General features: G+C 51.9%; 12 protein-coding genes. 6 read left to right on the top strand and 6 right to left on the bottom strand.

The window, feature by feature from the left end; genetic code table 11:
- Nucleotides 1-2 precede the first annotated feature (2 nt).
- Nucleotides 3-971, bottom strand: a complete 969-nt coding sequence (locus SH449x_RS10200) for a sensor histidine kinase (protein WP_482381237.1) — start codon at nucleotides 969-971, stop codon at nucleotides 3-5.
- Nucleotides 972-1,151: 180 nt separating this feature from the next.
- Between SH449x_RS10200 and SH449x_RS10195 the strand changes: the two genes are divergently transcribed.
- Nucleotides 1,152-1,607 carry a hypothetical protein gene (locus SH449x_RS10195; protein WP_482381236.1) on the top strand — a complete coding sequence of 152 codons (456 nt, stop codon included), beginning with the start codon at nucleotides 1,152-1,154 and terminating at the stop codon, nucleotides 1,605-1,607.
- A gap of 5 nt (nucleotides 1,608-1,612) precedes the next feature.
- Here SH449x_RS10195 and SH449x_RS10190 read toward each other — a convergent pair whose 3' ends face one another.
- The 4 genes from SH449x_RS10190 to SH449x_RS10175 all read right to left on the bottom strand — a co-directional run bounded on the left by SH449x_RS10190 (nucleotide 1,613) and on the right by SH449x_RS10175 (nucleotide 11,337).
- On the bottom strand, nucleotides 1,613-4,774 hold the full coding sequence (locus tag SH449x_RS10190; RefSeq protein WP_482381235.1) for a YCF48-related protein: 3,162 nt from the start codon (nucleotides 4,772-4,774) through the stop codon (nucleotides 1,613-1,615).
- Between the two features lie 5 nt (nucleotides 4,775-4,779).
- Complete coding sequence (locus SH449x_RS10185) at nucleotides 4,780-6,093, bottom strand: peptidylprolyl isomerase (protein ID WP_482381234.1); 1,314 nt, start codon at nucleotides 6,091-6,093, stop codon at nucleotides 4,780-4,782.
- 98 nt (nucleotides 6,094-6,191) lie between these two features.
- Nucleotides 6,192-9,812 carry a transcription-repair coupling factor gene (gene mfd / locus SH449x_RS10180; RefSeq protein ID WP_482381233.1) on the bottom strand — a complete coding sequence of 1,207 codons (3,621 nt, stop codon included), beginning with the start codon at nucleotides 9,810-9,812 and terminating at the stop codon, nucleotides 6,192-6,194.
- A 25-nt stretch (nucleotides 9,813-9,837) separates the two neighbouring features.
- Nucleotides 9,838-11,337, bottom strand: coding sequence for a hypothetical protein (locus tag SH449x_RS10175; RefSeq protein ID WP_482381232.1), 1,500 nt, complete (start codon nucleotides 11,335-11,337; stop codon nucleotides 9,838-9,840).
- Between the two features lie 398 nt (nucleotides 11,338-11,735).
- On the opposite strand from SH449x_RS10175, the gene SH449x_RS10170 reads away from it, so the two are divergent.
- From SH449x_RS10170 to SH449x_RS10155, 4 genes are all read left to right on the top strand, one after another.
- Nucleotides 11,736-12,713 carry an acyl-CoA desaturase gene (locus tag SH449x_RS10170; RefSeq protein WP_482381231.1) on the top strand — a complete coding sequence of 326 codons (978 nt, stop codon included), beginning with the start codon at nucleotides 11,736-11,738 and terminating at the stop codon, nucleotides 12,711-12,713.
- 218 nt (nucleotides 12,714-12,931) lie between these two features.
- Nucleotides 12,932-14,086 carry a PDZ domain-containing protein gene (locus tag SH449x_RS10165; protein ID WP_482381230.1) on the top strand — a complete coding sequence of 385 codons (1,155 nt, stop codon included), beginning with the start codon at nucleotides 12,932-12,934 and terminating at the stop codon, nucleotides 14,084-14,086.
- A gap of 670 nt (nucleotides 14,087-14,756) precedes the next feature.
- Entirely contained in the window at nucleotides 14,757-16,124 is a 1,368-nt protein-coding gene (locus SH449x_RS10160; RefSeq protein WP_482381229.1) for a basic secretory protein-like protein, read from the top strand.
- A gap of 156 nt (nucleotides 16,125-16,280) precedes the next feature.
- Complete coding sequence (locus tag SH449x_RS10155; RefSeq protein WP_482381228.1) at nucleotides 16,281-17,744, top strand: alkaline phosphatase D family protein; 1,464 nt, start codon at nucleotides 16,281-16,283, stop codon at nucleotides 17,742-17,744.
- Between the two features lie 206 nt (nucleotides 17,745-17,950).
- Here the strand turns inward: SH449x_RS10155 and SH449x_RS10150 are convergent, their stop codons facing one another.
- A complete protein-coding gene (locus SH449x_RS10150; protein ID WP_482381227.1) occupies nucleotides 17,951-18,670 on the bottom strand; it encodes a zinc ribbon domain-containing protein in 720 nt (239 codons plus the stop codon).
- A 207-nt stretch (nucleotides 18,671-18,877) separates the two neighbouring features.
- Between SH449x_RS10150 and SH449x_RS10145 the strand changes: the two genes are divergently transcribed.
- Nucleotides 18,878-22,297 (top strand): DUF7133 domain-containing protein, encoded by a 3,420-nt coding sequence (locus SH449x_RS10145; protein WP_482381226.1) that lies wholly within the window; start codon nucleotides 18,878-18,880, stop codon nucleotides 22,295-22,297.
- Nucleotides 22,298-22,302 lie beyond the last annotated feature (5 nt).

The raw sequence follows: 22,302 nt of genomic DNA, 5'->3' as shown, positions 1-22,302 counted from the left end.
GACTAATCTCCAGGTGGAAGGGTGGAAGGAGCTGTGGGGGGGGCAGCGGAAGGAACGCGAACATTTGGTATTTGGACAACAAACTTTGAGCCAACTTGTTTCGAGGTTTCATCCAAATGAATGGAACCCCCTAAACGCTTGAGAAACGATCTTACCAAAAACAGACCGAGACCTGTTCCAGGCTTTCGTCGTTCCAGCTCGTTTCCGATCCGATAAAAACGCTTGAAGATGGCCCGACGCAGATGCCGGGGGATTCCGGCTCCGTTGTCTTGGAATACTAGCCTCAGCTCCGTGCCGTCTTGAGATAGGGCACCTAAGATGGAGACCATTGGCGGGTTGCCGGCATACTTCATTGCATTGTCGAGCAAATTTCGCACTAGTATTTCGATATCGGATCGGAGGGTTTTCAGCTCGCAAGCAGGAACGTCAATATGCAATTCCTCGGGATCAAAGCTATGTTCGTCGCACAACTTGCTAGATATGGAAAGGACGATTTCGTCGACTCGGACCCAGTCTGGCGCATCCTGGAGCGACTGGTGCTGCTGCAATTTCGCGACCTCCAACAACTGGGAAATGGTACGGTCGAGTCGTTCGACATCTTCCATCATCGAAACATAAAATTGAGCCCGCTGCTCTTCCGGTAGTGATCTGCGGTTCAAGGTTTGCAGGTAGAGCTTTAAGGATGCTATCGGGCTTTTTAGTTCGTGAGTAACAGCGTCGAGGAAATTGCTTTGTCTGCGGTTGAGATCGATCTGCTGGATACTCCAGACTAAATAAAGGATCACGCCGGTCAGAACCAATGCGAACATGACGGAACCAACAGCCAATAATGTCCAATAAAGTGCTGGACGTTCGTTGGTAACGGCTCCAAAAACGTTTAAAATGACCCATGCGATCGATAGGCCAACGATCAACACAATCATGACGACGGCCAAGAAAATCGGCCATTTAAAGCTCTTCCGCTCAAACATAGTACTAGCCTAACTTCTGGTGCGGCTTGTGGAAACCCGTAGGAGCAATTCTCAGAAAATTGCTAAAATCCGGATGTTCCATACTCACTTTACACTTGTCAAAAAAGTATAATGACGTCGTGTTTGTTGCAGCGCAGGCTTTGCGGCAAATCAATCCCCTTTAGTCGAAGGATTCGATTCATGACTCCAGACGCACCAAAAATTCAGTTTTCAAGGCAGATTTGGCAAGCAGTCTCGGAGTACGCTCACGGATGCTTGCTTCGCCGAGAGTTTTGCCCAGAGCAATCACGCGTAGAGAATCTACGGTGCATGGAATTTACCGAGGAAACCGATTTGAGTTTCGGTAAACAGATTTGGTTCTTTGAAGGGGTGGGAGTCGATGCGATGGGGCGTCGACATATGTTATTCGGTCTGCTGGAATTCTCGATACAATTCGGGCTGCTCGAGTCTGCCACAGCGGCTCTTTTTGAGGAAGAGGAGATGCGGGACCGATACGCTGCCCCGGCGACCTACGACGTCAGCGGTATTTTTCCGTCCCGTGGATCGAGGATGGCGTGGATTTGTGTCGTTGCCGCTCTCTTTCTAACCCTCGCTGCCGTATGGACGGTCGCCGCAATCAATTTCTTAAGGTCCTAGCCGATTCACCACTTGATTAGGCTCCATTGGTCAGACTGGAATCTATCGGATACAGCCGGGGCGATAACTCTAGCTCCTCGACCGGGGATGGTATGCAGGACGTTAACAGCGACGTGCGACAAAATCGAGGAGAACGGATTATCGCTGGAAACAAGCTCCCGTATTGGTATTGCGATTTCAGCGTTCCATCCCGAGTCGGATTGTTTCGTTGCAACAAACCAGTCTGGGTTCCAATGCAGCATATCATTACAAGCATCCAGCATATCCCCTGAACTGCTCCAGCCAAACTCAAACCATGTCGAGTAATCTCGGTCTAGGTCGATTCTCAAACGAATACCGTTTTGATCATCACGCAGGGAATCTCTTTTTCTATGAGAGCTTGCCGAGCTAGGGCCTGATAGATCAGCGTCAATAGATTCGCTAAAGAGATATAAAAATTCGTCATCCCGCGCGATCCATAAACTTGTTGTGCCTGGCTCTCCCCATGGATCAGCCAGAGCTAAGTGAAGGGCCGACTGCCAGAAGCTCTCGGTTCGTTCTCCGTCCAAGAAAGGTCTGTCTGCTGCCATTCCAATCGAAGGAATGTTTTGAATCTGGGAGTTTCGGGTGAATTCTACCTTACGGCTGAGTGTGGCTTCTTGCGACTGAACAAGTTGCCAATTCAGCAAGTTATCCGAGAGGCTTGGGAAAAAATTGGCAGATTCAACCTGCACTTGGTGCAAATCCAACGTTGTGGAGGAATTCTTAGCTCGTTGATACTGCCTGAATCGCGAGGCAATCAACCAGCCCCATTCGGGATCCAGACGGTAGGACGTCCATGCATCCGGAAGATTGGCCAGCAGACGATAGAACTCGGGAATGCCTGAATCAGTCGCAATGGGAATTCGTTGTGGCCTATGGGCATAGCTAGCGGGTTTTACGCTGCCGCCCACCTCGGTTCCGAAGGGGGATGACTGGAACGCTAAGGAGATCGAAGGTTGTTCTTCCCCGATCCTTTGTTCCGCAACTCCCGTTTGCTTGAGCAACATTTGATTCACTTCCGCGCTACCCGTGAATCGCATCAATTCAAGCTGAGCGTACTCGGCATAGGCTGATTTGTTATCGTGCGCGATGAGAAACTCTAAGGAACTAGACCAGAGGTTCCAATCGCCAGCTCTTCGAGCTTCTCTCGCCAACTCCAAAAGAACAATAGCCCTCGATTCAGGTTCGATCATTTTGGCCGATTGGGTCAGCTTGGACTCCCATTGGGAGTCGCGGACCAATGGATTGACTACTTGATGCTTGAGCGTTTGTTTTGCATTAAACCAATTCGCAGTCGACACTAGGAGCGCGGCTCTGGTCGCTCCATGAGACTTTTCTTTTTGCAGAGTCTGGGGGTCCAACGGAATTCCGTCCAACGGATTTAAAAGGCTGGCTGGCGTATTCGTTCCAGATCGATATCGATACTCGGCATGGGCACTTAAGGAAGCAGCCTCGGCAGAATTCGCAATAGCCAGCACCGGTCCTATCACTTCGCCGAGCACCATTCCCACCCCCTTCAGCACCGTAGAAGGGTGGAACTGTCTACCGCTGCTAAGTTCACTGCGATAGAGAGTACGCTGAACAGACCAGGAGTTGTTGGGGATTCCTGATTCGGGAGAGTAGAGGACGTAGTCAAGGCGGCTTGCAAACGTGGTGGCCAACTCAACGGTTTGCGACAGTTTTTTGCTGACGGCTGTTCCCGATATTCCGCACTCATTGATCAACAAGTCGGGTTTTGTACACCGAAGCACTTGAACGACTTTGCGAAAGAGATTGGTTTCAGGTGCCTGCAACAAGCTGCCCGCTTGTGGATAATGAACAAGATCTGTCCCGCGAGGTAACGCGGCGGAATCGCTTACGGGGAACGTCGCGAAAGTCTCTACCATCGACAGCCCAACTCGCTTTCCGGCAACCGAAGTTCTCGAAGCATGTTCCGGTCGATAGGCGGATCGCTGCTCTAGGTTCTGATCGTGAACAACCAAACAACCCGCTGTTTGCCGTGCATCCTTGGAGACTACGGCCAAAATATCCCAAGCGATACGATCATACGTACCCGCAATATTCAGGGTACTTAGTCGAACACTGGATTGATGCGATAATCGCCACGCTGCTCCTTGGTTTCTGGAAATGTTAATCGTCGCTAAAGGTCCGCAGACTGCAACCACCGAATTCCCGAAGACGTCTATCGATCGTAATGAGACTTCGTATCCTGTTGGCAGGACTCGCCAAGAAGCACCCGAGTCATCCGAATGCCAAACTACAGATCCAGGTCTCCCGCAAATCCAAACGTCATCGCCGCGAGCGACTACTCGATTCAGTGACAACAAACTCCAGTCGGATGATTTACCAGGCAGACGATGACGTTCCCACTCCCTACCATCGGTTGAACTAAAGACTTGTCCGTTTTCTCCGCATATCCACCACTTCGTTCCGCTATGGCAACAGGAATGCAGAGGCTCGTCAGACGATACTCCCGGCAAAAAAACGGACTCATATTGGACACCATCTTCGGAAAAGAAGCACCGACTTAGACGATCGAGTACGAGACGCCCCTTTGCCCAACCCCCGAAGCGATTCGCAGTTCGCGAGTCTTCCCCAGATTCAGCCCTAAAAATTGCAACGCTTTCGATATGTCCGCATGGCGATACGTTCGGGGTCCAGGTTACACCTCCATCGGCGGATTGATAAAGTGATGTTTGGGCAGTGGTCGACCAATCTCCCCAAGCTACAAGGTTCTTTGTGCCCTCTAGCGTCACTCCAGTCAGACGTGGCAAAACGCTCTTGCTAGGACTCCAAGTTTTTCCACCGTCCGCGGTAACCAGTGCGATGCCTCGGCTGCGATGAGTAAACGGGTCAATCGTGCCCCCAACGGCACAACCCTCGAGTTCGGAGCGAAAAACAACACTATAGAGAATGAACTCGGAGCGGGGGTGACGCACACTCCATGTGCGACCCGCATTGTCGGACCCAAGAATCAGTCCGCGGTCACCGACCGCCACGATCCTATCTAAGGTGACGACTTGAATGTCGTACAACTCTCCATCAGCCAACGAACTGTAATCTATTCCCTGGGGCAATCCTCGAGCCACACAGGCAACCAACCAGACGGGAATGAAAAAGATCCATGCGTACATCCCGTGCGACATCGAGCCTACCACTCCAATTCGGTTAAGGACCGGGCGTTGGGGTAATCCTCGGGCCATCGACTCCATACCGAAGTCTCTGCCTTGACTTTATCAACAAATTCCTTGTAAAGCTTATTGCGTTTGGATTCACTTAATTTCTTTTTAATCTCGGGCTGCGCGTCGGCAAAGGTAATCAATCGGCCTTCTTTTCTCTCCAAGACGCGAACAATGTGCAAACCATTTTCATCCTCAATGATGAGGCTTAGCTTGTTCGGTTCAATCGAGAAAATGGTGTCATTGATCTCCTTACTCTTTAACGCCCCCTGGCTTGTCCAATCCACGAACCCACCTGATTCAGCATTCATCCCCGACGACTTAGCTTTCGCGACGGTTTCAAAGGGTGTTCCGTAAAAAACCTCGTCACCCATTTCACGAATGGCCTGATCCGCCTCGTCGCGATTTCTGTACTTGGAAAAAGCAGCCGTCAATATTTGAAATCGTACCTTAGCAATCTGATAAAACTCTGATTGATTCTCTTTGTAGTACGTGTTCATCTCCTCTAGATCTACCGATGGCTTGTTGGGAACATTCTCACGAATGCATTGCTGAGCCAAAATGGTTTCAGTGTACGTTTCTTTGAGAGTTTGCAAGTTCATGCCTTGTTGCTCAGCCAAGTCGCAAAACTCATCGAGCGACTCGCAATTCTGATCCTGCATGATGCCCGGTAGCACCTCGTTAAAGAAGACCTGAGTCACCTTGGTCTTCATCTTACTTTCGATATCTCTTCTCTCTTTGAGTGTCTTACCGACTAGCTGGTCGTTAAAAAATCTTTGAACTAGGGACTTTTTGACAATCTTCTCGGAAAGCATCTTCCTCAGAGTGGCTTCAAACGAAGGATGCTCTCTCTGATGCGCAGGAACCTTTCTAGGATCGATTAGATCTCCCAGCAGAATTGGTTCTTTATCAACGACGGCGAGCAGAGTCCCCCCCTCAAACTTGGTAAAGTCGATTGGTTGAGAGCTGTTGAGCAGCCCTTGTTCGAGACCATCTGCAACATCATTCATGCCGTTCTCCCAGCGAAACGACTCTAGTGTTGGCGATGTCAATGGACTTCTGTCTGCGACGAATACCGGTTGTTCCAAGTTCTTGGCGACCGTTCCGTTGCCGTCCACCGGTAGCTGTCCCGCTGGGACCAGGCTTTCGGTAACAGGAGATTGCGTTGTTGTTGCTGGCGCCGAAGCCGGCTGATTGGGCCGATATCGATTCTGCCCAAGAATAGGCGAAGCACCACAGATGTAAACGAATAACGGTATTATCCAAGCCCAGCGACAGGAACTCATCACCCTTCCTATTTTCCACCGTTTGTGTTTCATGGGATTTCCAGCGCGCATTTCGCAACTCCAATTTTCCTAACCGATGGCTTGTAGCGTAACCCTCCCTATACGTGCAAGATGGATTGGAGAAGAGAGATAAAGTCGATCCTTTTAATGATCGACTCCATCGGTTCCTGCGGAACCGGGGGCGCGGGTTTTGCTGGCAATCGCCCCGAAGGTTTCATAGATGCAACGGCGGGAGCAGGGGCAGGACGCAAGGGCCAATAGCAGCTCGTCGAATTGACAATCCGCAACTTGCCCTGGTGGGTTCTCGCCAACTGATCAATGCGACGGGGATCCGTGAAGTGAAATGCGAGGTGCTCCTCCTCTATTCCAATGTAGCGAATCGACCAAATCGTTGCGTCCATTCTGAGTTCAGCAACCGACAGTAGCCGCTCGACCGCCTTGGGAAGCTTGCCGAATCGATCCTCCATTTCCTTTCGGATATCTTGAATGGCCTGAACATCCTGAACACGACTCAGTCGACGGTAGATGTCGATCTTGTGTCGCATCTCAGGGACATACTCAGCCGGCAAATATGCTTCGATGGGCAGATTCAACTCGACATCAATGCTTAATTTCGGTGGCTGTTTGGTAAGCTCTCGAACAGCATTCTCAAGCAACTGACAATACAACTCATATCCCACGGCAGCGATATGCCCACTCTGCTGGGTTCCCAACAGATTGCCCGCACCCCGAATCTCGAGATCTCGCATCGCAATGCCAAAGCCCGCACCGAGCTGAGAAAACTCCTCGATTGCGTGAAGCCGTCGCGCTGCCTCGGGATTCAAATGTTTGGACTTATCAACCAGCAGATAGCAGTAAGCTTGGTTCTTGTATCGACCGACCCGACCTCTCAGTTGATGCAACTCCGAGAGCCCGTACCGGTCGGCGTCGTCAATAAACATCGTGTTGGCATTGGGGATATCTAACCCACTCTCAATAATGGTGGTCGAAAGCAAAATGTCAGCACGATGCTCGATGAACTCGATCATAACTTGCTCCAACTCTCCCTCTTCCATTTGACCATGGCCGATCAAGATTCTTGCTTCGGGTACGATTCTCTGTAGCCGAGAGTAGAGAGCGGGCATGTCCTCGATTCGATTGTGAACAAAGTAGATTTGGCCATCTCGATTCAACTCACGCAAAATCGCATTGCGAATCAGTTTCTCGTCAAATCTCGCGACCCGCGTTTCTACCGCCATTCGCTCTTGAGGTGCTGTTTCCAGATTGGAAATATCCCTCACTCCAACCAGCGACATGTGCAACGTTCGGGGAATAGGAGTTGCCGACAACGTCAACACATCTACCTTGGTCGCAACCCTTTTCAAGCGTTCCTTGAGCTCTACCCCAAACTTTTGCTCCTCGTCAATAATGAGCAACCCCAGGTTGTAAAACCTGACATCGGCTGAGGCCACGCGGTGCGTTCCGATGATGATATCAATCTGGCCTTTTGCTAAACGTTTGACGGTCTCTCGCTGCTGCGCGGCTGACGCAAATCGATTCAGCTTGGCGATCTCAAAAGGAAACTCCGCCATTCTCGCAATAAAGGTTTTGTAGTGCTGTTCCGCCAACACCGTCGTCGGGACAAGTACTGCGACTTGATAACCACTCTCCACAGCCTTGAACGCAGCTCGCATGGCGACTTCGGTTTTGCCGAACCCGACATCCCCGCAGATCAATCGCTCCATCGGGCGCGTCGACATCATATCTGTCTTGGTGGCAGCTATGGCGGAGAGCTGATCGGGCGTTTCTTCATAGGGGAATGAAGTATCGAACTGAGTTTGCCAGACCGAATCGGGTTTGAAGGAAATCCCTGATTCACCACGCCGCTGGGCTTGTAATTCGAGCAAATCGGCTGCCATGTCGTGGACGGCTTCCTCGGCAGCTTTCTTCTGACGGCCCCATGTCTGGCCACCTATCTTGGCTAGTTTGGGACGTGTCTTGGTGCCGCCTACATAGCGTTGTACCAAATCGATTTTGCTGCTCGGAACAAAGAGCTTGGTTCCGCCATCGAATTCAATGGCGAGATGCTCAAACTTTTGTCCACTCTTCTCGATAAGCTCCATACCGAGGTAGATACCGATGCCATGCGAAAGATGAACGACCAGATCCCCTGGTTTCAAATCCAGAAAGCTATCGATGGCTCGCGACGAATGCTTTTTGGCCGCTCTGCGCAACGTGGTTCGTCGCAGCAATTGGCTAACGGTGAGAACAAAAGGCCCCTTGGGTGCGATCTCAAATCCGCTGCTAAGGAGTCCAATCTCCAAGTGAATTCTCTGCGAGCGGTACGCTTCGCTATGCTGCAAAAGATCGTGCATTCTCGCCAGTTCACCTTCGTTGACGCAAGCCAACAATGCGGTGCGATCCGATCCTATGGCACTGTCCAGATCGCGCGCGAGCGTTTCCAATTCACCCCCGATTCGTTGTACGTCTTGGATCGGGACTCGCTCCAAGGAGCCTAGATAACCCTCGCCCGCCAACTGAGCCATCTGAGCGAATGCGTATTGACAAAGTTGGCTATAAATGGCTGATGGCTGTTGAAATCGATCCGGAAAGGGAACGCGAGTCAAATAAGCTTCCGCATGATGCAGGGCGGCTATCGGTTCGTGCACGACGACCATCGTATCCTCGGTGAGATACTCTAGAAAAGATGCTTCGTCTTTGATGGCCTCATCGGCCGCGATCAAATCGACGCGATCAAGGCGATCCATAGACCGTTGCGAGATCGAATCAAACGAGCGAATCGAATCTACCTCGTCGTCGAACAGTTCGATGCGCCGAGGCTCGGAGCAGTCGGGAGGAAACACATCGATAATGCCGCCTCGCGCGGTGTACTCTCCAGGCATTTGCACGCTCGTCGTCGTTCGGTAGCCGTTTTCCGCGAGCCATTTTTTCAATTCCGCCAGATCGATTCGTTGCCCTACTTTAAGGCTTCGCCGATCGTTCTGCAGTTGATGACGACTCGGGACATTGTGCATCAGCGCTTGAAGAGTTGTAACCACAACCGGTGGAGCGATCCGCTTGGGATCAGTGCGGTACGACTCCCAATGCGAAAGGACTTGGAGGCGTTGGATGACCTCGACCTGTTGCAAAGCATCTTCGAGAATTTCATCCGAGGCGGGTGGGAAAATGTCTGCATTATCTTCAAGAAAAAAATCGAGGTCGCGAGCCACACCGTCGGCATCTTGGTGCTGCGCGAGAATGATCACAATCGGACGCTGGAAACGTTTCCAAGTAGCGGCAACCAAGGGGGCGATGGCACCCGGCCAAGCTCCTTCCCAGCAGATTGACTCCTTTTGGTTCCACTGGCCGGTTACTCGCTGAAAATCGGGTAGGTCGATTATCGCGTCCAGCAGCTCTGGCCCCTTTGCTCGGACGCTCTTGGCATGATCGACCCGATCCAGTTTAGCGGATTCTGCGATCTGTGCTTCTCGCTGAGCTAGCTTCTCAGCCGTGGAAACTTCGTCAACACTGTCGGAGCGATTGGTTGCGCTAGATTGCGATTTTTTCGTTCGCTTCGGGGACTTCTTTGCCTTCTTTTCCTGTTCATGTCGTTCCAACGTCAATTGAACCGACTCCATCGCATCAGGGTCGTCGTGAAACGAGGACTCTTCGATCTCTGCATCGGCACCCCGCTTAATAAAGTCCGCGAGAGTTCTAGATTTGGGTTTAGGGGATTTCATGAGTAACCATCCTTGAGTGAACCGATTACTCTTCTGAGGTGTCTTGCGAAAAATCCCCTTCGAATCCCAGTTCGGTGATGTCGCTGAGTCGTCCCGCGAGAAGGCCGTACTGATTCATAACAAAGAAGACAAACAAAGGAAGCATCAGACCTAGAATTGCCTCACCTATGAGTCCCGGCTGCATGGCAAAATTGATGAGCACGAAGAAGCCACCATAGGCAAGCATCGTTTGCAGGTACATGGCACCCCAAGCATCCGCGCGACCTTTTAGGGAATCGAATACGACTCGAGAAAAGGGTTCCGTAATTCGATTGTTGTTCGCCATGCTGAGGAAGAAAAAGGGAAATAAGATCCAAATGGAGAGAAAGGAGAAAACAATCGTTCCCAGAACTCCACCAAACAAACTATTAAGGGGTAAACCTATGATACCTCCAGGCACAGCAGCAATCGAAACGGAAGCCAGGAACATGAACAGTTCCCCGAGCGAATCTCCAATTCTGCTAAACGGCCAATCGTCTAGCCTTTTTAATTGATTCGCGACCATCATAAAGATCGACAATCCCAAGAGGATGCAGCTCCCCACCAGAGGAATAGACGGAACAAAGAAAACGATTCCTCGAACCATGCCAGCCATCTGGTCGGTTAATTCTAGTGCCTCAGGGATCCAGGAGACGGCTAACATCCAAAGAGCGCAAACGATGCTCAGCACAATCGTGACAATGACCAACGACAGGTCCTGGCAAAACCAAAAAATGAGCGAGATCCATCGCTTCGAGTCAAACGATCCTTGGATACCGTCCAAATCTTCTTTTTGTTTATCCAGTTCTTCCCTCGCCCGCTCCAGGATGACTTCGCTTTCGGCTCGGCCTGCCTTAGGATCACGCACCGATTTGGCATCGACCGGAGCCAGCGACATGCTGCTTGTTTCTCTGATCCTCGCGCTCCCTAGGTTCTTAGGACGCGCATTCGGTTTGGGAACAAGCGACTCGGAGTAGCAATCAGGGCAGCGAGTCATTTTTCCGATTTGTGACTCTCGTACGTACAATAACGTGCCACATACTTTGCACTTGAACGAGAATTCATCTCCAACATCCAGATCGCTGGTTTTAATCAACGCTTCGCTCTCGAGCATGAGATCCTCGAGAGCCGATTTCGTCGCGGGCTTTTTCGATTCCGTGGCAGCCTTTTTCGATTCCGTCGGGAGAGGTGCGAGAGGTATGTCGTCGTCGAGTGAATCCAAAATCGACTTCGAAGTCCCCGGCCCTTCGGACGGCTTGCTTTTGGCGGGTTGTTCGGGTGCTGGCTGAGATTTCGATGGTGGGCTCTTGGTGGCGGAGACTGGAGTTTCGGTTGGAAAATCCAAAGGAGCGAGGTCGGGGAGATCGTCATCAAAGATACTGGTTGCCGTGCTCTTTTTGCTCGGCTGAACTGGCACACCTGAGTCTTTCTTGCTCGGCGATTCCAGGGGCAAACTAGATTCTGGCGGGGGAGGGGGGGGGGCCATTTCCAGCCAATCATCTTCCACGGAGACGCTACGTACCACTCCAGGGACTAGGATTGAAGCGCCGCAATGGGGGCAAGTAAGTTTCTTCCCTGCCAGTTTTTCAGGAGCGCGTAAACGCTTGGAGCATTTCGGACACTCAAACTTCAGGACACCGGATGCCTCGTTTGGCACAATGCAACCCCTCTAATCTGCCTCGAATCCAACGAAAAGACACTCCGGCTATTGTAACAACCCTGGAGTGAATCGCGAGAACGTCTTGCTTCGAGACAGAGAAATCAAAAAAACATGGGAGGATTCACTGGTCCTGACCAACCGGGTGTTTCCTTTCCCCATTTTTTTCGGTTGGAGTCGACGTGGAACAGGGGTTGCTCCATAATGGCGGAACAATCTCAAATTGATTCGGTTAGGACAAGGACCAGATGAGTACAAGCGACTTAGTAGACGTTAGCAATGCTGACTCCATTGCAGACATCAATGTTTCCGAACAGCTCAGTCGCGTCGACGTTCCCAAGACCGCCCAACCCCTCCGGATTTATTGGCTGTACTTAATTCCCTTGGTCATCTTGCATTTGCTGGCACTGCTTGCCTTCGTGCCTTGGTTTTTCTCTTGGTCAGGACTGATTGTTGGCATTCTGGGGCACTTTGTTTTCGGAATGTTGGGTATTACTGTGGGTTACCACAGGCTGCTGACCCACCGAGGTTTTACCTGTCCGAAATGGTTGGAACACACTTTTGCTTTGCTTGGGATCTGTAATTTGCAAGATAGCCCGGCACGCTGGGTGGCGATTCACCGCATGCATCACCAACATAGCGATCATCAACCCGACCCGCACACGCCGATGGCTAGCCTTTTCTGGTCCCATATGGGCTGGGTTCTTTATCACAATCGGGACCATGACTCCGTTACCAGCTTTGAACGATATGCTCGCGATCTACTGAAAGATCCCTTTTATCTCAAATTGGAGCGGCGAGGGCTCTGGGTCAAGATATTCTGGCTGCACGCCGCGATCATCGCCTTATTAGGTGGCTTGTATGGGCTAGCAACGGTGGGAGCGTCAGGAGCAATCCAGATGGCAGCGAGCTGGCTCGTGTGGGGTGTTTTCGTACGAACACTTGTTGTTTTGCATGGCACCTGGAGCGTTAACTCTATTGGCCACGTCTTCGGCTATAAAAATTACAAAACGCGAGACGATAGCCGCAACAATTGGTTTGTGGCTCTCATTTCGCACGGAGAAGGCTGGCATAACAATCACCATGCGCAACCCCGCGCTGCTCACCATGGCCACCGTTGGTTCGAGTTCGATATGTCTTGGTGGGTGATCCGGCTCCTCGAGTCGGTAGGGCTAGCGAAAGACGTCGTCCGGGCGAAAAAGCTTCCGATGATCCACGATCACTAGTTCGGGTCTTAGGGGGGCCCACTGCGGCTTCGCTGGTAATCGCAAGAGAGCATACTTGCTTCTGGAATAGCAGTTGCGAAAATCTAGGCATATGGCTTAAGTTATCTAAGAGGTAGCTCGCGAGGTCGGTTTGCTGTGTAAGGTCCTTTTTGCACAGCAGGCCCGAATCGCGAAGTCAATTGCGGCGTGTCAACATTTAGCCCAGTGGGATGAAACCAATGGTTCACAAACGCCTAGTCGGATTCGTAGCTCTGGTTTTCTGGATTTCATGCCCAACTCTCTTTGCGCAGGATTTCTTAAAACAGTTAGAAGAAAAGCTGCTGCAAAAGCAAACAGCCCCCAACAAGGACGCCTCCGAAAAGGGAGACTCGTCTAAGGCTGGCGAAAACGGTGACGCCGCCAAGGCGGGGGAGAACGCACAACCCCCTTTGATCATTGGTGATCCCGTTGGGAAGGAGGAATTGCTTCCACCTCCAAAACCGGCTCCCAGGCCGAACCGAAGATCTCAGCCCAGCGTCCTGGAGTCCGATTCATCCGAGATTCTTGACGCGAAGCCGATGAAAACGGCACCTGTTGCCAATCCTGGATATCTTGGCATGACAGTCGAGTCGCTGGCTGGCGGGGGATTCGGACTAAGTGTCGTAGCGGTGACCCAAAACTCGCCTGCCTGGAAAGCTGGCTTTCAACCTGGAGACAGAGTCATTGCGGTCAACGGCGCTGCCGTCACCTCGGTCGACTCCTTCGCGGAATCGCTGGCTATTTTCCCAGCCAGCAGTGCTGTGAAATTTCTGGTCGACCGGAAAGGAAAGAATGTGACTCTGACGGCTGTTCTTATGGATAGGGAGCTTGCGACAAAAATCAATGGTGCACAATCCTTCCCAATTCCTTACGAGCCAACGAATTTAGACGGGCAAGCTTTTTTTGGGGTCAATGTCAGCGACATGTCGTCCGCGTTTAGAAAGCAGTTTGCGATCCCTGCCTACCGCGGTGCCTCTGTTACCGATGTAACACGCGGCTCACCGGCAGATTCGGCTGGCCTTAGACCCGGGGACTGCATAGTTGGATTCAACGGCAAAGAGGTTCAGAGCGCCAACGATATCATGGAAGCTGTTCTCCGATCGGCTCCAGGCGAGGTAATCACCGTGTCCTACTACCGAGGCATGACGCTCCGGCAAGGATCTGCGGTCCTCTCTCGAGCTGACGGATTGACGCTGCCAAAACTATCGAGAGAGATCACGCAAGATATGCTGAGCGCCGAATATGTTGCCGAGTTGCACGCCGAGCTAGATCGATTGAACTTCGAATTGCGTGAGTCGCAGCAAAGAATGCAGCAGCTCGAGACCAGACTCCGACAGCTCGAACGCCAGCGTTAGATGCGTTCTTTGGTCGACGGTCAACGGCTGACGATGTCTCGCGAAACTTTGACTGAGACAATTCCGGCTTCGAGTGAAGAGGTTTTCCAATTATTTCACGATTACAAACGTCGTATGGATTGGGACTCCCTTTTGCAGAACGCTTACCTCTGTCCTGAACACGTGGAGTCGCAACTTGGAGCAAAGTCTGTTTGCATAGGTAAGTGGTACTTGGGAGGTTTCGCTTTCGAGACTGAGTACATAACCTTTGTTCCACCCAGAATTGCTGCTGTAAAGTTGGTGAATAGCCCACCCATATTTGAATCTTTTGCCGCTACTATTAAGCATCAAGATTTGGATTATGGAGGTTCGCGGATCGAGTATACGTACAGCTTTGTTGCTCGCCCTGGCTGGCAGCAATGCCGGGCGCAGTCCGTGATTAACTGGATTTTCAAACAGGAAACTAGCCGGAGGCTCCGCGCCTTGCGAAACTGGTTCATTAGGCGTAGTTTGTGAATTAGAAAGCTCGGTATTTGTGTTGAGCAAGGGTGAAAAACAGTGCTGCCGTTGCGAGTCATTTTCAACTATTATGACTACGAGAATTCTTTGAGGTATATCATCATTCTTTAGGGTATAACGGATCGAGCGCCAACTCACAGCAAGCACCCTCAGAGTACGAATGCAATTGAGCATGCAAAGACAGCATCGACGAAAGACTCTCGCGGTAATTTTTCCGCTTTGCGCACTGGCCGCGTTTCTCTCTGGTACATCAAGCCTGGCGATAGATGTCATCATAGAACGCAGTTCGGACTCCTCATTCTTTCAGTTTCCGAACATTCCTCCCCCAGCGTTGAACGACTCGGCGTCGACAGGAAACTGGGCCGTCGCGAGGGGACGAATCGATAGCAACTCGCTGGGGTTGGTCGCACTGAGCGATGGGAAGATTCCTTCTACCGAAGATAGCCCCAAAGAGAATTTCTTTTTTGCATCGGGTTCGCGGGCGAAGAGTCTCGCTGTTGATCTCGGCAAACCAACCGAACTCGCGGAAGTTGTCGTCTATTCATGGCATCCCGGTGTGCGAGCATCACAGGTTTACACACTCTATGGAGCAGAAGGATCTAACGACTCCTTTTCTTGGAATCGATTGGATGATTCCGTGGATCCGGAAGCGGCAGGTTGGATCAAGATCGCAGACGTCGACACGCGTGAAGAGGGTGTCGTGGGAGGCCAACATGCCAGCCGCATCACCGCTTCGGAATCGCTTGGAACCTATCGATACTTGCTTTTCGATATCCAAAGTACCGATGCTAGAGATCCCTTCGGCAACACGTTCTTCAGCGAAATCGATGTTGTCTCGGAGGAGATAAAGGACCTGAAGCGAATCGAGCTACCTCGGACGGAGCTGCTCGAATTCGCTTCGGACGATGGGCGGTTCCGGTATTCCGTCGACTTAACTGCTGCCCCAAATATGGCGGAATGGACGGAGAAGGATCTGAAGCCGATCATCCTCCAGTGGTACCCTAAAATCGTAGAGCTACTGCCGAGCGAAAACTTTACAGCAACCGAAAAAGTACGATTTCGCTATCAGCCTAATTCGACGATGAACGGCACCCCTGCTTACGCGCAAGGTGGCATGATTACTCTCAACACCGAGTGGATGGCTCGAGAAAGGAATCGCGAGGCCAAAGGGGCAGTGGTTCATGAGATGGCGCACGTGGTGCAAAGCTATCAGGGACGGCGGGAACGGGGCGTGCGTCGCTCCCCAACGCCCGGCTGGATCGTCGAGGGGATTCCTGATTATATCCGCTGGTTTTTGTACGAACCGCAATCTCAGGGAGCTAAGCTTGGTCGAGCTGCCCTTGCTCAGGCCAAACATGACGCCAGTTATCGCGTCTCGGCCAATTTTATTGACTGGGTCATTCGAACCTACGACCAGGACGGATCGCTGCTTCGAGAGCTAAACGCAGCCGCACGAGAGGGGCGATACACAGCCGATATTTGGCTAAAGCTGACCGGTAAATCGGAATTGGAACTGGCCGATCAATGGCGAAATCAGTAACCAGGGATTCACCTCGGCTTCGCAAAGAATTCACCGTTCCAGGCACTTGCAGGTGACTACAATACGGTCCCGAGCAAATGGGGCCGCGAATCGCTGCCGGATCAACACTCTTTTTCCTACATTAGATGAATGCTGGTTTCTAGAACAAATAAACTGATGAAAACATTGCAACGTTCCATCGCAACGCTCTACAAAAGTAAGGGTGTGGCAGGGGTTGCCCTGTGGGGAATTCTTTGCGCTGCTGGGTTGACGCTACCTTCGTTAGGCTATCAGGTAGCACCGAACGACGAGCCCTCGGTCTCACGGATTGCCTTTGGCTCCTGTGCCGATCAGCAGAAGCCATGTCCGATTTGGGGCTCCATCGCTGGTTACCAGCCCGAGCGTCTTCTCCTTCTAGGCGATAATATTTACGCAGATCTCGTCGGTGGGCAGCTCAAGCCTGCCACTCCAGAACGGATCGCGGCTGCTTACGAAGCACTTGAGAAGCTCCCAGATTTTCAGCGTTTGCGAAATCAGACCAAGATTCTTGCGACTTGGGACGACCACGATTACGGCAACAACGATGCTGGTGTGGAGTGGGAACACAAAGATATCGCGGCCAAACTGTTTCACGATTTTATCCGAACCCCAGCGGACTCCGAACTTCGAAAACAACGAGGAGTTTACAGCTCCGAGATTGTCGGCCCTCCAGGCAAGAGAGTGCAGTTTATCATGCTGGACACTCGCTACTTTCGCTCTGAGCTAGAAAAGGGTGGGCAACCATTGCCCGGTTTCCGAGCCCGTCCCTATATCCCTGCGACCGATGAGTCGGCCACCATGCTGGGAGATGCTCAATGGAAATGGCTGGAGCAAGAGCTACGCAAGCCAGCGGAAGTTCGGTTGATTGCCAGCAGCATTCAAGTGTTGAGCAACGATCATCCGTTCGAAAAATGGGGCAACTTTCCTCGCGAACGACAGAGACTGTTTGATCTTCTCCGAAAAACGGAGGCCGGCGGCGTCATCCTCTTGAGCGGCGATCGGCATCTTGGCGAAATTTCGCTCGATCCCGAAGCGATCAGCTACCCGCTGTACGATATCACAGCGAGCGGCTTGAATCAGGCGAACAGCGGCTGGAGGAGCCCCGAACCAAACCAATACCAAGTTGCCTCGTTAGCGTACGGCAACCATTTCGGATCGGTGGAAATCGACTGGTCGCTAAAAGATCCCTTGATCAAGCTGCAGTTGCGGCATGAAGACGGTGAGATCGCCGTTCAGGCTAGAGTTCTGTTAAGCCAACTCCAAGCCTTGCCAGCGGACAAGCCTCTTCCTGACGGATTTGTAACTCCAGCCCAGGCCTTTCAAATCGAAGTCGGCGAGGCTGCCAACGTGCAATTCGCCGTCCGCTCTGCTCGGGCCATCGCAGGTGGTACTAGAGTTCTGATCAACTCCGAAAAGGACAATCGCAGTCCAAAAAACCTGACGGTCGTTTTGGAGAGATCGGCCTTGACCGGTCCATGGGCCGATTTGGATCCGAGTACGTTGATCAATAAAACCATAAAGGCTAGTGGTGTGATCAGTCTGTACAACGGCACCAAACAAGTCCAGATAAACGACAGCGCTGGATTGGAAGTGCTCGATTAATTCAGGCTGCCATGATTCGAGACGCAACGGATAGGAGCGGCACCGCGCAAGTCGTACGGTGAGGGTGTGGGGCCGGGAGGACTGATGGGCGGTGAGAGTGCGGTACCCCTATCGGAGGGCTCGCGCCCATTCCGCTACTATGGGCGTCGCTTCGCGAATCGCCCCTGAATTCATTCGGTGGTTTTTCATTTGCTGCTTGCCTCGCCTTAATAGCGATCTTGTTCAGGTTCTGCCCATACCTCAATCTGCTCGTCAACAACGGAAACGTGAATTCGATTCGCATTGCAGCAAACTGGGCAGTCTTCGACGTATGTTTGCGACATCCCCTCTGTGATGTCGAGTGGAATAACAATCTCTTCACCGCATGAGTCGCACACATAAGCTCCTTCGCACTGCGAACTCGATACCTTGGAATCACGTGCTCCGAAGTCAAACTCCACTTCTAGTGGCGGCAACTGTCCGCCACTACCTAGCAGCTCGCTAACCCAAAGCATGATGGCCAAGGACTGGTCGTCTGCCAAGCGATGATCAGTTCCCGTTTCGATTAGACATTCTCTTCCCAGTCCGCTTCGCGAAATCAGGAGCTCAGAGTCTTCAAAGGGAATGACATCGTCTCTCCTGCTATGCAAGATCGCTGTCCTTGAGCTTGTGGTCTGCACGCTACCCCATCGTTTCCATGCTGGGCAGAGCAGAACTAAAGGGGTGTCAACCAGTTTGAGGTTCATTGCCAGCGCTCCACCGCGCGAGCTGCCCACAACGACATCCGGTTGAAAATCGTCGAAGGCTCGTTGCGAGGTCAAAAGCGCCAACTGAAAATCGTCGTCGCTCAAGGCAGGATTGAGGACTGTGTGTCCAGCGTTGCGCAAATAGGTTGGTTTCACGCCACCAACGACACTTTGCCAGCCATGTAAAAACAAAATTCTCATTTCCCATTCCTAAAAGCTATCCACACAAGAGACTGCCGAACGCAAACTCATGGGTTTTCGTTAACCGTTGTTTCTCAGCGCAATTGGCAGTTACATTCCGGCGGGATAGCTGGGGCGTAACTCCTTAAGAATGCCTTTGGCGTTTTGAGATCTCGCGTTTAAAATGGATAGTTTACTTGTTCTTAGAGTTTAGAGCCTTATCAAGTCATGAAGAAATCCTCCCGCAAACGAATGTTCCGACACTTGCTGCTCTCGACCCTCCTGGGTGGCTTTTCGCTTTGTGTTCCCGTTTTTGCCAAATCCCCTTCGTTTACGAACGATGACTCAAGCTCAAAGCCCGAAGTGCCAGTATTGCCTGCTGCATCCGGTGATGGACAAGCGGCAATTTCGACCTTCCGATTCCCGAGTTCCCTGGAATGTACGCTCTACGCTGCGGAGCCGATGCTCGGTAATCCAGTCGTTTTCGGAGTGGATCGTTCCGGAAACCTCTACGTCTGCGAATCGTACCGACAGAATAAAGGGGTGACTGACAATCGCGGGCACGATGACAAGTGGTTGGCTAGAGACCTCGCTGCGATGACCGTTGAAGATCGAATTGAATATCACCGAGAACTGCTCGGTGACAAAGCCAGCGAATACGAAAAGTATGATGATTTAATCCGCGTCCTCCGCGATACGAACGGGGATGGAGTAGCAAACGAGAGCACAGTGTTCGCCTCTGGATTCAATGGCCTCGAGGAAGGAACCGGAGCAGGAGTCTTGATCCGTGACGATCAAGTTTACTTTACCAACATTCCTAACCTTTGGTCTTTGAAAGAAACCAACGGAGATTTTCAATCGAACGAACGCACATCATTGCACACAGGTTTTGGTGTTCGAGTTGCGTTTCGTGGGCACGATATGCATGGCCTGGTGATGGGGCCTGATGGGCGTCTCTACTTTTCGATTGGCGATCGAGGGTACTCGGTCCAGACGCCTGATGGCAAACTCCACGATCCCGAGAGCGGAGCCGTGTTTCGATGTGAATTGGACGGGGCAAATCTGGAGGTGTTCGCCACGGGCTTGAGAAATCCTCAGGAACTAGCCTTCGACGATCATGGTAATTTGTTCACCGGAGACAACAATTCCGACTCGGGGGATCGCGCTCGTTGGGTGCAGGTCGTGCAGGGGGGGGATACTGGTTGGCGGATGATGTATCAGTATTTGTCTGACCGAGGCCCGTTTAATCGAGAAAAGATCTGGTATCCCTACGGTCCTGAAACTCCTGCCTACGTTGTGCCGCCGGTTGCCAATTTGAGCGATGGCCCCTCGGGATTGGCGTACTATCCCGGTGTTGGATTGGATGGCAACCCAGATTTGCAAGGCTCGTTCTTCCTATGCGATTTCCGTGGCCAAGCCTCCAATAGTGGTATCCGACGCATCAAGCTTGCACCAAAGGGAGCACACTTTGAAGTCACCACGAATGAAGAGTACATCTGGAACGTCTTGGCGACCGACGTAGACTTTGCACCAGACGGGAGCTTGTTTTTGAGCGACTGGGTGAACGGTTGGGATGGCGAGAACAAAGGCAGGATTTATCGTTTTGCATCCAACACTGACAAAGCTGCCGAAGGAGCTATCGAGGCTGGCAAACGTTCTGCAGAGATTCTCAAAGCGGGCTTTAAAGAACTAGGTGTGGCAGATCTGGTTGCTCTAATCGAGAATCCTGATCGACGCATCCGGCTAGAGGCACAGTGGGAGTTGGCGGCTAGAAATGAAGTAGAAGTATTGTCCGGTTTGCTCAATTCCGAAGATTCCCAATCTCGATTGCACGCGGTATGGGGACTCGGGCAAATTATACGCCTCGGCGAGAACGAAACAGCTACAGAGGCGGTTGCTGGGGCACTAGCGGACAGCGATGAGACAGTCGTCGCCCGAGCATGTGAAGTCCTGACCGATTCGAAGCATTCTGTTGGAGTCGAGGAACTCAAGAAGCTTCTCTCTCATCCCTCGCCGATCGTTTTGACTCAAGCCATGATGGCCGTTGGGAAAATCGGTGCATCAGAATGTTTGGATGATGTAGCAAGGGTCCTGATAGAGAATGAAGATCGTGATCCCATAGTGCGACACGCTGGTATCATGGCTTTTGCCGGTGCTATCGGCGATTCTTTGGACCGTTGGATCAAGCACAACAACGAATCCGTGAGGATTGCTGTCGCAGTTGGTTTGCGCAAGGCCAAGAACCCTGGAATTACCGCCATGCTGGATGACTCGGCCGTACGCGTAGTCCGTGAAGCCGCGCGGGCGATTTATGACGTCACGGACCTTCACAGTGAACTCGCGAGCTTGGCCGACCTGACTATTGCAGAAGAGTTTGACCCAGCCATCGTCGAGCGCATTATTCACGCCAATTATCGTATCGGTGGTGAAGCGAACGCAGCCAAACTAATCGCATTTGCGTCGTCGAAATTGAGCACGACGGCACTACGCACTGAAGCTATTCGGCTTCTGGGGGACTGGGGCAAGCCAGGCCTCCGTGAGCGAATTCTCAATCGACACCTGCCCCTGGAAGATCGCGATGCGGAATTCGTCAAGCAATTGGTTCAGGAGAACATCGCCGTTCTCGCTTCTACCGAAGATGAAGTAAGAGACGAGTTCTTCAAGGTCGGGGCAAAAATGGAGATTCGAGGGATCTCTAGACTGCTGGAAGCAATCGTGCAGGATTCCTCTGCCAATCCATCTCGGCGAGCCGATTCGATTCGAGCCCTCACACGCTTGCGACCTGAACGGGTGGTTGAATTGGGGCTGTCGCTTTTGACAGACCCCAACAGTGCGGTCCGCGTGGCTGCTCTACAGTCATTCGCTGCTTTGGGGAACAGCGATGTTATTAAGTATCTAAAGCAGGCTCTGCAATCTACGGACACCGCAGAGCGACAAGCCGCATGGGATTTGTTAGGAACCGAGAGTCGACTGAACACCGATTTGGTGGAGTCGTTGATCGACGCTCAAGTGGATTCCATTCTGGCTGGCAAGCTACCAGTCGATACCCAACTCAATGCAATCGAGGCGGCATTGAGTCGCGGCTCTGATAAAACTAAGGAACGGGTTCAAGCCTATGTGGACGCGCGCGATCGACAGATTGAATCCGATCCTCGATTAGCTTATTCGGATTGTATGGAAGGTGGTAGCATCGCAGCCGGGCGCGAGTTGTTCTTTACGAGAAGCAGTTTGTCATGCGTGAGATGCCATAAAGTTGGAGGCGTCGGAGGTGAAGTCGGTCCGATTCTCAGTCAGATTGGCACACAAAAGGATGCTGCCTATTTGTTGGAATCCATCGTTGCCCCCGATGCAGCGATCGCGATCGGTTATGAGACCGTTGTGATCCTGACAGAAGATGACGAGAGCTTCTCCGGAATCCTCAAATCGGAGGATGATGAACGGGTTCAGATTATGGACGCGCAAGGAGCGATTGTCTCAATCGACAAAGATTCGATCGCGGCCCGCAAGAAAGGACTTTCCTCGATGCCAGCCGGGTTGATGAAGTATATGAATCGGCGTGAGCTTCGAGACCTCGTCGCCTACCTCAAATCGCTCGATGGTTCGCTTGCCGCGACAGGTAGCATTGGCGACGTCGGAGGTCACAAATAACGTCG

Origin of the sequence: Brakhagea baltica, from assembly GCF_052161605.1 — a bacterium.
Lineage (GTDB): Bacteria > Planctomycetota > Planctomycetia > Pirellulales > Pirellulaceae > JBKCUI01.
This window is presented reverse-complemented; position numbering and strand designations above follow the sequence as displayed.